Below are 13,769 nucleotides of genomic sequence, written 5' to 3' on the forward strand. Positions count from 1 at the left end.
CTCTTGTTCCCTCCTGATATTTCCAACAAAATGACAATTACGAAATCTCCACTAATTAAATATAAAGCGCTTTCTTATAAGTGTTATCATAATTGAGCATGTGAGTCCTGTCTAGTACACCTAACATTATGCTAATAATATTCTTGTGCTTGACCCTATTTGAATAGTTGCAAGAGAACATTGAGCTGTATATCTGCTTCATAAGCATTTGCAGGCAAAATAAAAGGCCTCAGCCCCGTGGCATTCAGGGCTAAGGCCGTATAAACTTTTACTTATTTTACTTGAAGCTATATACCCAACGCGGCCAGCAATTTGTAAATCATAGCGGCTGCTTCGCCTCTCGTCGTTTCTTGGTCCGCGCGGATAGCACCATCCTCGTAACCGCTCAGGATCCCCATGGACAAAGCCTTGTCAATCGACGGTTTCGCCCAGGACGGTATGTCCGAAGCGTCTTTCAGGCCCGGTGCTTTACTCGTCAAGCCAGTGGTGCCGGTACCGTAAAGCTGCAATGCTCTTACGAGTATAACGGCTGCTTCTGCTCTCGTCACTGTGCGCTCACCCTTAAAGCTTGTCGTGCCGGCTTCCTCGTAACCCAGAATCAGGCCTGCTTCAACTGCGGCCGCAACGTGCGGCTTCGCCCAAGACGGGATATGCCTGTTATCCGAGAATTTCGTATCGCGGGAAGCCTCTTCAAGGCCCAAGGCCGAAGCCAGCATCTTCGCGAATTCGAACCTCGTTACCGTTTCTTCCGGCCGGAAGTTTCCGTCCAGGTATCCGGCAGCGACATTCATCCCAGCGAGACGACGAACGTAGCTTGCTGCCCAATGATTCGCCATATCCTTCAGCGCTGCCGGTTCATAGGAAAAGACAGCGAACGTCGTGAAGTGATCGACATCCACACGTATCGTTCCTTCTTCCTCCACGTAGCCGCCGATGAATAGCCAACGCTTCTGGCTTTTGTGGTAATAATACACGGCCGGGTGGGTCCCCGGCTTCAATTGCTTGGCGTCGTAGACGAATGAAAGCTCCAGCGACTTGGAAAACCGTTCGCCCGCCGTACTGGACAATTCGTAAAGCTGGCTGACCGATTCCAGATCGCCATTCGCGGGAATCTGATCCGGTTCGACGACCGCGATACGAATCGTCCCCTTCGAAGACACGGCGCCCGCAGGAATATGAATCTTTACTCCGCCTTCCAGCTCCAGCTGCTTGCTTTCTTCCGGGCTCACATCCGTCTGCTGTTCCTTGCTCCCGGAAGCCGGCGGAGGGGATTCCTCCGAATGGCTGCCTTCGTCGACAGGTCCCTCGGTTCCGGATGAATTCTCCTTCTTCTTGACCGTCACCTTACGTTCGGCTTCCGCAGCAGCGTTCCCCGCTTGGTCGGAAACATGGTATCGCAGCGTATAGGTGCCTGCCTTGTTGGTATTAACCTCACCTGTAACCGTAATCTCGCCTACTGGACCGATATTATCGGTTGCCGTTGCGCCTTGCTCCCTATATGCGGCGCCGAATGTTACGGTCACGCTGGACAGGCCATTTAACTTGATAACCGGAGCGGTCTTATCGATGCTGATGGTCAACGTTGCGGTCTCCGTTGTATTCCCCGTCCCATCGTCGGCATAATAGCGGAGCTCATTGCGACCCTCGGCGGAAATCGCGATCGGGCGGCTGTACTCGTGCCATGTGTTTCCCGCATCCAGGCTGTAGAACAAGTTGACATGATCCAAGTCTTCGCCTTCCGGACGCAAAGTGACCTGTACATCCGAAACGTACCATCCGTTGCTGCCGGCTTCGCCGGCAACCTCCGCTTTCACGGTCAGCGAAGCGCCGCCGTCATCGCCCGCGGCAAGTCGTCCCGATACGTCGAAGCCGGTAAAGGCGTTGTATGTCGCTTGGATTCCATCTGTATAAAGGCCGGTCTGAGCGGGTCTGTTTTCGAAAGGATCCTCAGCGTCAAAGATCAGCTCGTTGTTTACCCATACATAGATTTTCCCCTTCGACCGAACCGCCTTATAGAAGTTTTGCGAACTGACCTCTTCCCGAACGACGAAGGTAAAGGGACGATTCGATTCTGAAGGGACGCTCAGTCGAAGCTGACTGGTCTTTACATTGTCCTCAAAGTCGGCGATATGGTAATCGCCTCTACCCTTGTCTTGATACGTGAACGGCACCGCATCCCAACCGTCCTTCTTACTGTCGAACTTGAAATTTGCCGATGTCGAATCAGGCAGCTCAAAGTTCTTGTTCACGTATTGGAACGGACCGTGGAACCACAGCATCTTGGCCGACGAAACCTCCGCTTCTCCACGCAGATCGTACACATACTCACGCTGTCCTTCCGCAGCGTAATTGCTGTGCCCGTAGATCGTATCTCTCGCCGCAGGAGCAGCGGCAATGAGCTCCTCCCGGCCATCCACGACCTTGCGCAGCTCGAATTCATTCGTGGCGTAATTCGTACTTGCCGTCACGTAGTTCCGAGCGTCAATATACGCGAGAATAATACCCGCTTTACCCGCTTCCGGCAAAGCTCCCGTATTCACATTGACCGAAAACTCATGTTCGAGCATCCGGTCGCCTTTGACCGTGAGCGCTTCTCCGGCTGCAGGGGATTGCAAGCCCTTCCCGGATACCGACCATGCTTCATCCCAACCGTTGATATACGTACCGTATTCACTCCAGCCGGTCGTCACGGTCACGTTATCCATCCGAACGATCGCCTTGTTGCTGATCAAGCCGATTTGCCCCGGAGCAGCCATCGTCTCATGCTCGAACACCGGCCGATCGTCGTTTAGGGTGTATTGATCCAATTCCGCAAACAATTTGGTCCCGTTCTTGTATACCCTGAGCGTATGATATTGCTCCGCGAAGTCCGCAGCGCGCGCGTCATCATGCAGGAATGCAAACGTCGACGGCAAATCCGCTGCCGAGCTTTCCGAAACACCATCGATGCGGGACTGGATCACAAGCTTCCGGTCGTCGCGGTCAATCAACAGGCTCACGTAGTTGTTCTCATCCCGATGCCACACGACCATACCGGCCTGCCCCTCATCTCCGAAATCCTTGTCTTCGAATCGAAGATTGGTTTCCATAAAGAAGTTTTCTGCTTCGTATCCGTTCAGCAGCACCCGTTTCGAATCATGAGCAGCATTAAAGTACAACGTCCCATTGTCAATCGAGACATCCGTCTCCGGCATTTCATAATGCTGCAAGCTGGATTCCGAATCGAACCGGTCTTGGAATGTCGGTGTCCAGGCATCCGGATGGAGGCCCTCGGAATCATACGAGGTCGGTCCGTCGACGACCATCTCCTGATCCCAGAAATAGACGCGATCCTTCCCTTGTCCGTTATCGCTGTTCCAGAATGCCTTATAGGTGACCCAAGTCTCGAACCCGTTTGGTCCCACAATCACATTCGGTTGGGACGGTCCGATGATGTCAGGCTCGACCGCATGGCCGTTCGTATCGTACAAGCCGAAATCCATATGGTAAAAGTTCAATGCAGGACCGTTTGTGCCTGCCTCTACGGCGATCACGTTCTCCCCGGTCTGCAGCAGTTCGGCAGGAACCTCAACCATCTTGTATGCACGCTGCTGACCGTCGAATGCGAAGAGCTCCTTGCCATTCACATACAGCTTCCCGTAGCCTTGCAAGCGGTAGCGCAGAACTGTCTTCTCCGGCACAGCATCCAAGCTGAAGGAGCGTTTCGCCCACATGGAGGCCGGACCGTTCGGATGCGACCAAATCTCGGATCCCGCTGTTTTCCCGTCATTGTAAATGCTCGGGATTTTCGCTCGATTCACATCCGGCCAACCAAAGCCGCCCTCCCCGGACACCCAACCGTCCGTATCTGCGCCAAGGCTGTTCCAGCCCGCCAGGGGCGACTTGAAGGTGTATTGATACGGCTGGCCCCCATGCTCGGACGTCGGTAAGAGGACACGATATTTCAGGATTAACTCCTCGGCATTACGGGCGAGCAGCTTGCCCGGATACTTGGAATCATTCGTAATTTTATCGTAGCTGTCGGCTTGCGCCACTCCTGTATCATAAAGGCCTGTTTCCGGGAACATCTGATTCCCCACATACAGCATGTAATACTGGCCGTTATGATAGTGTAGCTCCGGTCCCTCGAAATTGACGAAGTTCATATTGGCCCAGTGGCCCATCTGTGTGGTCACTGTCTCGAGCGCCTTGCTGCGGTCCGGATTGCCCTTCTCGTTGAAGAATGATTCCACGTTCCAGAGCCATGCGCCGGCGCGCCCTGGCTTAGCATGACCGGTATTCGGGTCCAGCTCGTCCGGATTGACCTTGCGCAAGAAGATCAAATCTCCGTTGTGCGCGACGAACAGCTGCGGGTCAATCCCATCATCAAACTTCTTGTCCCAGAAGCTGTTACGAAAATCGGGCACCGTATTCATCGTGCTCGGGTCCCCGTGAATCAACGAGGTGCCATTGTAGGAATAGAACATCACTCCGTTATGATAGAACAAATCGGATGCTCCTAATTCATTGTAATCAGCCGGGTTCACCGTCGGGGGCATCGTGCTTGGATCATTCGAAATCAATCGATAAGGACTTTCCCAATGAATCATGTCCTTCGAACGATACACGAATCCCAATGTACCGGTTCCCATCGCGTAATAATAGCCGTTATACTTCTCGATCGTTCCATCGTAGAGGGTAGCCTTCTTGCCTTGCTCGGGCCCCGAATCGACACGAAACAGATTATCTATTCTCTTAACAGCGAATGAATTTACCGTGACTTCGCTAGTGGCTGCAAAACCTCCATCCTCGGTTGTGGCCGTAATGATCGCATGGCCCGGTCCCTCTGCCGTCACCCTGCCGCTCGCATCGACCGTCGCCACGGAAGAATCGGAAGACGTCCAAATGATATGTTGGTTCGTTGCGTTTTTAGGCGAGATCGCGGGCGACAGCAGGTGCGTCCGATCAACCGCTAACGTGACTTTCGTGTGATTCAGAGAGATTTTCTCAACTGGTATACCCTTAATTGTGACAACCATAGAAGCTGAATAACCTCCATCCTCTGTTGTTACGGTGATCGACGCCGTCCCTGGTTGAAGCGCCGTAACCGTACCCGATTCATTGACCGTCGCTATAGACGGACTAGTAGACTCCCAGCTTACATTCCGATTTGACGCATTCTCCGGTGTAATCGTCGGTATTAGGGTCTGCGTCGTACCCACCACCATTTCCACATCCGCAGGCGTAAGGCTTATCCCTTCAACTGGGACCTGCTCGACGGTCACAATACTTGACGATGTAAATTCCCCGTCAACAGCCGTCACGGTAATTGTCGCCGTTCCTTCCGATACCCCTTGCACAACCGCCTTCAGACCGCCACTCGGCGAAACCTTTGCGATGGAATCATCGCTGGAGGTCCAGATCACATTCTGATTCGTCGCATGCTTCGGGAGAACTGTTGCAACAAGCTCTTGCGTGAGGCCCTTTCCAAGCGTGACCGCATCCCGATCCAGCACGACGCTTTGAGCAGAGACCGCGCCTACAATGGGTTCGACAGCAGCCTTATATAATCGGACATCGTCGATAACCCCTTTGAAGTAGCCTCCTGTGGCTGCTCCCTCGAAAGCGTCAACGGCGAATCTTGCGCCAAGCGCCCCTTCGTTAGCTGCTGCGGATACTTTATCAAAAGGCGTTCCTGTTTCTTTGGCCAGTTGCCCGTCTAGGAACAGCTTGAAAGTGCTGTTGCCGAAAGAAACCGCGACGTGATGCCATTCAGCCGTGCCAGTCAGTTCAGTAGAAAGAATAACTCGATTGACCTCAGGTTTGTTATTCACAACAGCAGCTTCGAGCTTCCCTTCATTAATTTGGACCGCAAGCCCTGCCCCATTGCCTCCGCGCTCGAACAATACCTGTCTCGTGTTTAAATCCGCTGGCTTGAACCACATGGCGGCGGTGAATTCAGAAAACTCATTCCTCAAGAAGGTGTCGTTCGCCGTATTGAGTTGAATGATACTCGTCGACCCATTGAAGGAGAATGCTCCTCCATCGACACCTCCGCCAGGCAGCCAATCCCCGATCGCGCTGAAGGAATGATGCCCTTTCCCGGAGGAATCCTCTGCGACTATCTTGCCTTTTTGACTGAGAGGGCCGTCCAGCTTATACCAGGCCTCTAAGGGTGCTAGATCGTCGAGGGGCATGGAAATCTGCTCTGGAAGGATGGTCACTTCGCTGGAAGCCGTATAATTCCCATCCTCCGTTGTCACGGTAACGGTCGCACTGCCCGCTTTTTTGCCTTCGATAGCCGCTTGTGCTGAATCGTAACCGGTAATCGTCACGACGGATTCATCGCTGGATGTCCAGGTGACATTGCTATTCGTCGCGAACGACGGCTCCAGAGACGCGGCAAGATACACCGATTCGCCGACCGTCGCGGTCAACTGCGCCTTGTTCAAGCTTACTCCTGCCACTTCGATCGAAGGCTCAACCGCTCTGTCGTACAAACGCACATTATCAATCATCCCGTTGAACCAAGCCCCGGTCTGGTTGTCTCCGCCGAATGCATAGACGGCGATTTTTGCGCCGATGGCTGCTTCGTTAAGCGCGCTATTCACTTTTGTAAACGACGCAGTAGTCGCGGCGGCGACCTCCCCATCCAGGTACAGCGTGAATGCCCCGTTGTCGAAAGTAACCATCACATGATGCCAAGAAGCAGTATCGGTAAAATCCACGGACAAGGTTGCCCGCTCACCGCTCACTACAGCGGCCTCCAGCTTGTTCGCGTTCAATTGAATCGCCATTCCAGACGCATTGCCTCCGCGTTCGTACAGCACCTGCAGCTTTTGCGTATCGTTTGCTTTAAACCATAACGAAGCGGAATGCTCCGTAAATGCGTCTTTCAGGTACGATCCTGCCGGAGCCGACCCCAAATTCAGCTGAATCAGATCGGTGACGCCGTTAAACGATAATGCCCCGCCGTATACACCGCCATCCTCGTCCCAAGTGCCGATTGCACTGATGGCATGATGACCATTACTGGAGGAGTCCTCCGCCACGCTCTTGCCGTTGAGCTCATAAGGCGTATCCAGCTTGTACCAAGCCAACAATCCTGGTTCCTCGCTTTTCTCCAAAGCATAAGCTTTGCCACCCGGCATTACGCTGGATACGAGTGCTATGATGAGGATAAATGCGAATGACTGCCGTAATTTCTTGCTCAATTTGCCTCTACCTCCCAAATATCGGTATCGCATCACAAAAAAGAAAGCGCTTTCTTTTTATTATAGTTTATGGTTTCTCCCGGTGAGCTCCAATATTATGACATTGCACTCTATTTTTTTCACTTTTACATCCTTAACTGTTTCAGTATCCAGAACGTGAATAGCTACCTTAGCCGACTGAAGAGATGGATGGACCGCTTTAATGGAGTTGCAACAAAATATCTGGGGCATTATCTGGCGTGGTTTCGCTACCTCGATAGCAAGGAGTACGAAAATACGACGTCGAATAAAAAGAATAGGTTAGTTTCTTCATGTCTGTTTTCTGTGGAGGACACGAACGTAAAGCTTCGAAAGATGGCTTATAGTTGAGCTATTCTTGGAGAATTTATTGGGGGAGGCTATTTATGCAATATACTGTAAGGATGGCTAGTACTCATGATATTGATGGACTCTGCACGATAAGAAACAATAAAGACTTATTTACTTCCTACCTAACAGACCAGGAGAATAAAGCTGCAATTTTAATAGTTGCTGAAATGAATACTATCATTTTAGGATTCGGCGTTCTACGATTAAGAGGGAAACTTGTACCAAAGTTAAGTGATTTGTATGTTAAAGAAGCTTACCGTGGAAAAGGTATAGGTTCAGAACTAATAAATTATCGAGAACGTCTTGCAAGAGATTTGGGTTATACCGAAATGTATGTTAGCGTTGACCCTATAGAAAATCCCAAAATGATTAAGCTTATTTCTAAATACGGGTATCATGCTATTTCAGAACCCTATTCAAAAGACGCCATATACTTCAATGAAGATGGTTCAAGTTATGAGAAGACATATACAAGAATTGACTTAAAGAAATTATTGAACTAAAGAGGGCATTAGCTGAGTGCCCTCGTCATATATTCCTTCGGCGCAAGCTGTCACCTTAATCAAAAATCCCCCATGATGGTCTGATTTATTATTCAACATTCATTATTTCCGCGATTTCCTTCATTTGCTCTTGGGACAACGGCCCACGGGCAATGGCACCAGCTAACTCCTCGACTTGTTTCCTCGTCTTGAAGCCCGGGATCGGAATGAAAGCGTTAGGCCCATTCATTCAAGACGGTCAACTGGACCGCCATGTTCATGCGATGAAGAAGGTGTATCGAAAACGAAGAGCGTTGTTAAAGGACCGACTCCATGATATTTTAAGGGATGAACTATCGATTCTGGGCGACGAGGCTGGCATGCATATATTGGTGCAATTTCATTCCAAGCGGCTTGCCCTTCTTCCTTGGGAAGATACGGCCTCTTACGGGTTTCTAGTGGAACGCTCCGCCGAATACAGATGGTCTGGCCAACTCGATGAAACAGGAATTGTGCTTGGCTACGGCAACTTAAGCACCGGGAAGATCGAGGAAGGCGTGCGGTGTATACAGAAGTTTGTGGCTGAACGTTAAGAGCAGGCTGCATGGACAGCCTGCCCTCTGTTAACGAACTTCAATTTAATTCCAAGCCAACTCAAATATTTGTGAGGAAGGGTCGAATTCAAACTTACTCATGTTCCAATCCTGCGAACTCTTAGATGAAATGACATAATAGTGTTCGATGCAAGAAAGTGGGGTGAGAATGACTTTAATTTTATTATTTTGGTCCAGCACAAAGGCAAAAAACTCCTCGCAATTAAAATGCCTACACGTCTCACGGACATGTTGAACATGTTTCTCGGGATAATTTATAGTCATTCTATCGTTCACAATACCAGTCTTACGACTTCGACTTTTTACTGAAATCCCAAGTCTCTTACCGTCCTTGGCGGCAATAATGTCGATTCCAACGTGTTGAACATGTGCACATTCATAACCCTTCTTAGAAAGCCAATACATGACAAGATGCTCGGCAAAATCACCAGTAATGTGTTGGTGATTATTGCTGTAACTAGATGTCTGTGTCCCTCTGTCCCCTACTTCTGATAAAACTCGTGTATCCATAAGCAAAGCAAAAATGTAAGATGGTGCTACTAGATCACTAATGGCCCCTGGACCTTCTAGCGGCATCCTCTGCCAAGCCTTCTCAAGTTGGCTTCTCGGAACAATATAATTTGTTGTGCTAGGAATAAACGAATCTCCAGATATCTTGTAAGTAAATATTTTTCCACGAACCTGCCGAAACTCATTCCCCTCCAACTCCACTATTCGCTTCCAAATCTGCTCGAAAGACCCCATCCATATTGCCTCCCTACAAACGTTTTCTTGTATAAATTCGGTGAATAATGTTGCTACTTCCTTTACTAATATAGGTCTTCTTTATATTCGACATTACGTAAGGCCTTCCTACTTTAGCTCTGCTAAAGTTGAGACAAAATTCTGTATCAACGAAAAAAGCACACTCCGGACGCGTTGCCGCGCCAATCAAAGTGTGCTTAAACCAATTATTCCTGCCTCTACTTCTGCTGCTGCCCCTCAACGAATTGAAGAGCGCGATACAGGAAGGTCGCCGCTTCCGCTCTGCTGGTTGTATTCTTCGGCTTCATATAGCCATTGGAACCCGTAACCAGCCCGTGCTTGAGCATCGTTGCCACGCTGTCCGCAGCATATGGCGCGATCTGGCTCGCATCGCGGAAGCCCTCAAGCGCTGTATCGGATACGGATGGCTTGATTGCCCTCGTCGTTTGCAGCGCTCGGGTCAGCATCACCAAAGCGTCCTGCCGGCTGACCGGATCGCGAGGGGCGAAGCTGCCCTCGTTCACTCCCGAAACGATGCCCAACTGCTTGGCGATGGACACCGCATCATAATAATAATCCCCTGGCTTCACATCGGCGAATGTCGAAGCAAACTCGGCGCGCAGGTCAAGCATGTTCACCAGCATCAGGATAAAATCCGCCCGCGTTACCGGGTTTGCCGGGCTGAAGGTGCCGTTATCGATCGAGGTGCCTTGGACGATGCCTCTCTCGGCCAGCTCCTCGATCGCCTCGCGCGCCCATTCATGCTTGCCAAGATCGTTGAACGCAGCCGGCTTCGCACCGCCGACGGCATAGACGCCGACATGGTCGATGGTAAGCCGCAGCATACCCTTGTCTTTGTCATAAGACGCGCCCTGGATGACTGCAGCGGTGTCGCCCGTCAGTTCGTAAGCTTGCAGTTCAGTTGCCTGCTCTCCCGACTTCAGCGAATATGGAATCGCAATCTGGATCGGAGCGTTCGCATTGCTCCAGGAGAGAGCCTCCCCGTCCAATTGCATCGCAACCTGTACGATCGGCCTGTTTCCGATCCGGCTTGCCGCTTCGTTGCCGCGATACTCGCCCATATGATCGCTTATGATAACGACCAGCTTCTCGGCATTCGCCTTAACTCCAGCAAGCATGTCGCCGGTCAAAGCAAGCCGGGCGAACGGCGTGGAGATATACAGAATCAGATTAGACTGATTCGTCAGATTAGCCGCAGGAAGCTCCAGCGCATAGCTGCCGGCCGCGTTCGACGGTTTCAATTCAAGATGGACATGCTTGTTGCCGTTGCTGTCGGCCGCTGCCTTCTGAATGGCAGCATTCAGGTCCGATGCTCCGACCGAAGCCGTAGCCTGTTTGCCATTCAGCGTCGGAACGAGCACGGCTTTGACTGAACCGTCCGCTTGCAAGTTGTACGGATCCGGATCCGTCACCGGACCGCCGCCATTGCCTCCGCCATTGGTAGGCGGCTTGCGGTATTCGAAGGTAGCCAGCTCGGGAGTCGTCATGTCGTCCGTCTCAAGCTCGACCGTATACCTTCCTTGCGCTCCTCCGGTCAATGTAAAGTCGATCCGGAAGCTTCCGTCATCCTCAGTGCTCGTCTGGCCGGAATATTGAATCTTGCCGTTCGGGTCGAGCACTTTGACATACAAGTGCTCCTTCTTGCCGTTCATGACCAGTCCGTCGATCGCAACTTTTTTCGTGGAGACATCCACAGCGGCTTGTATGCCGTCGAGCGTCTTCAGCTCTTGCTGCAGGGCAAGATCGTATACGCCGAATTCGTAGAAGGAATAACCATAGAACGTTGCCCGACTCAGTCCCTCAAACTTGATATACCTTGCCGTCGTCGCCGGGAATACCAGCGTATTCTTGCCGTCCGACGCTTTAACCACGCCTTTGTCGCCGACGTTCAAAGGACTCCAGGTCTCATTATCCTCCGAGACGGACAGACGATATTGGTCCGCGCGCGCGTATTCCCAATCGATGCGGATCGTATCGAAGGTTTGCTGGCTGTCCAGATCAACCTGGAACCAAGCCGTCTCGCGCACTTCGCTCGCCCAACGTGTGGCCGGAGCGCCATCCAGCGCCTTCGCAGGCTCCAGACCAGCCGCTTCCGTCGAGGACGCCTCGGCTTGTTTGTCTTGCGCGATGCTTCCAATCTCGAAATACACGCCTTCCTTCAGCTCCGTATAAGCACCTTCCGATACATACTCATGTTTCTTGGCCTCTTCCAGCTTCGCATTGAATGCCTTTAAATAATGCTTGGCTTGCTCTGGATCGCTCTCTTGCGTACGCTCCATCATGATCAAGGCGTTGCGCATAGCCCGGTTCGTATCGGCATGGCTCAGCTGCTTGTTGTCCGCGTATTTGTCCACAAGGGCAAGCAGGCCGTCAGCGCCCAAGCGAGCCTCTATCACATACTTGACCGTCTTGGATGTGGCAGCCGCCACCGTCAGCTCCAGCACATGCTTGCCCGGCTTGCCCGTCAGATCCATCACAGTTCCTTCGATATAAGCTTTGCCGTCATACTTGGCCGTTACTTTGACGATCCCGCTTCCGTCATCTCCCGGAATGGTCCAGGTGAAGGCGGCCTGCGTCGTATCGGGCACGATCGTATGCTCCGAGATCGGCTGCCCGTTCATGAGCGCTACAACATCAGGCGGAGCAGCGTCTTGTTTCTGATAAGTGCCTTTCGAGAATTGATACAGCCAGTCGTAAAGCACGCGGGTGGCAGGGTCTGCGCTTTTCGCCGCATTGTATACCGCGTTGTTGCCTTGATAATAAGCTTTATATCCTTGCTGCATCAGCCCGGTATCCACGCCGCTGTTCAAGTACTCGATGAACCGCTCGCGGAAGACGGCGTCGTTGATCATCCGGTCGTCGAATTCCAGCTCCAGCGACATGCCGTACCGCTTCGCCATATCCGCTGTATCCTCCAGACGCGAAGGGTCCAGTTTCTCAAAGAAATAGTTCGGCTGCAGAGATACGGCATCGATGCTGACATCCTTCCACATGAATGCCTTGTAGGCCATAAAATGAGGAATCCAGAACAGCTTCAGGCCGGCGTTATGAACGATGTCACTCGCTCTATTAACCATCTCCGGTCCGGTCGCATGCGTGCTGATTTGCTCCTCCAGCCAATACATGCCGACGAGCTCCAGGTTCGAGTAGCCCGCAGCCGTCCATCTGGCTTGCACTTCATCGACCCACCACTGAATCGCTTTGGCCCGGTTGTCCAGCGATGCGGCATCACCGACTGCACCTACATCGAAGTTCAGATCCTCACCGTTAATGCTGCCGAAGTCGGACTGATACTCGCCCGGTTCGGGAATCATCAGAACAACCTTCGTCTTATGGTCGGGCTCGCCAAGCTTCACGCCTGCCTCGACCGTCGCCTCGTTCAACGCGCTCATATCGCCGCCGTCGTCAAACGTTTTATTCAGATACCATTCCCATTCCTCTTTTCTGGCTTTGCCGGCTGCGTCCGTTGCTCCAAATCCCCTGCCGTTATCCGACGTCAAACCCAGATACAGCACGCCGTCGAATAGCCAATCGACAGGCTCCCCCTGCTCGTTCACATAGCTGATATTAGGAGTAGCCCTCTCCTTCGTCCAATTTCCTGTGCCGTCCGCATAATGCCCGTTATACAGCAAGCCCAGGTTCTGGATCCCGCCAGTAGCATCTCCAGGCTGCAGGAGATCATAGGGCACAGGCTGCACCGGCTCCGCTCCGGCGACCAAACCGTCCGCGCCGGTAATCGTCACCTCATCGATCATGCTCCATGCCCTCGGATGCATGGAGAACACCACTTTCACATACCGAGCGTACACGAGTCCTTCGGTATAATCGCCACGCTTAACAACTCCGGTCTCCGGGCTGCCGTCCCATGCAAACGTCTCGATGTTGGTCTGGTCGCCCCATAACAACTGAGTTGCATTATGAGACAAAACGCCCCAGTTCACCCCATCGTCCGACGCGTAGAACGAAACGGTGAGCGGCACAAGCGTTTCGTTGTTCGGCCAATCGTGCAGGAAACGCGCGCTCACCTCCTGGACCGTCTTTTGCTCGCCTAGATCAAACACAACCGAACGGGATTTCATGTTGCGATGGCCCACCCAGTTGCCGCTGTTACGCGACAAGTCGGCGGCATTGCCGTCTGTCAGCTTCGTCCCGTCGTCCGGGAAAGCGTCCTCCGGCGGTTCCGACCATGTGTACGTTTTCCCTTGAGCCAGATTATAGAAGCCGGCGTTTTCTCCGCCCGGCTCCTCCGCATATACGGACGATATTAACGATAACAGCATGACGTGGACAAGCAGCAAAGCAGTCAAAACTCGTCTTGTTTTCACCTTAGCTCACTCTCTCTTTCT

The 13,769-nt window shown here is 52.1% G+C and carries 5 protein-coding genes; 2 read left to right on the plus strand and 3 right to left on the minus strand.

Annotated features, from left to right (window positions below; translation table 11 throughout):
* Nucleotides 1-287: 287 nt before the first annotated feature.
* The gene (locus D3P07_RS21845) at nt 288-7,193 is read right to left on the minus strand and encodes an Ig-like domain-containing protein (protein WP_182914454.1); all 6,906 of its coding nucleotides are present in this window, start codon (nt 7,191-7,193) and stop codon (nt 288-290) included.
* 404 nt (nt 7,194-7,597) lie between these two features.
* Between D3P07_RS21845 and D3P07_RS21855 the strand changes: the two genes are divergently transcribed.
* Both D3P07_RS21855 and D3P07_RS21865 read left to right on the plus strand, forming a co-directional pair.
* Nucleotides 7,598-8,065, plus strand: coding sequence for a GNAT family N-acetyltransferase (locus D3P07_RS21855; RefSeq protein WP_119802389.1), 468 nt, complete (start codon nt 7,598-7,600; stop codon nt 8,063-8,065).
* A gap of 206 nt (nt 8,066-8,271) precedes the next feature.
* Complete coding sequence (locus tag D3P07_RS21865) at nt 8,272-8,637, plus strand: aminotransferase-like domain-containing protein (RefSeq protein WP_147384556.1); 366 nt, start codon at nt 8,272-8,274, stop codon at nt 8,635-8,637.
* A gap of 45 nt (nt 8,638-8,682) precedes the next feature.
* On the opposite strand, the gene D3P07_RS21870 is transcribed toward D3P07_RS21865, so the two are convergent.
* Both D3P07_RS21870 and D3P07_RS21875 read right to left on the minus strand, forming a co-directional pair.
* A complete protein-coding gene (locus D3P07_RS21870) occupies nt 8,683-9,402 on the minus strand; it encodes a hypothetical protein (protein WP_119802392.1) in 720 nt (239 codons plus the stop codon).
* Nucleotides 9,403-9,620: 218 nt separating this feature from the next.
* On the minus strand, nt 9,621-13,748 hold the full coding sequence (locus D3P07_RS21875; RefSeq protein ID WP_119802393.1) for a DUF4855 domain-containing protein: 4,128 nt from the start codon (nt 13,746-13,748) through the stop codon (nt 9,621-9,623).
* Between the last annotated feature and the right edge of the window lie 21 nt (nt 13,749-13,769).

The sequence above is a fragment of the Paenibacillus sp. 1011MAR3C5 genome (assembly GCF_003591485.1).
Lineage (GTDB): Bacteria > Bacillota > Bacilli > Paenibacillales > Paenibacillaceae > Pristimantibacillus.

Bases quoted from the DNA above. Each gene is read 5' to 3' on its own strand.
- D3P07_RS21855 (WP_119802389.1), top strand. From the start codon at position 7,598: ATGCAATATACTGTAAGGATGGCTAGTACTCATGATATTGATGGACTC.
- D3P07_RS21865 (WP_147384556.1), top strand. From the start codon at position 8,272: ATGAAAGCGTTAGGCCCATTCATTCAAGACGGTCAACTGGACCGCCAT.
- D3P07_RS21870 (WP_119802392.1), bottom strand. From the start codon at position 9,402: ATGGGGTCTTTCGAGCAGATTTGGAAGCGAATAGTGGAGTTGGAGGGG.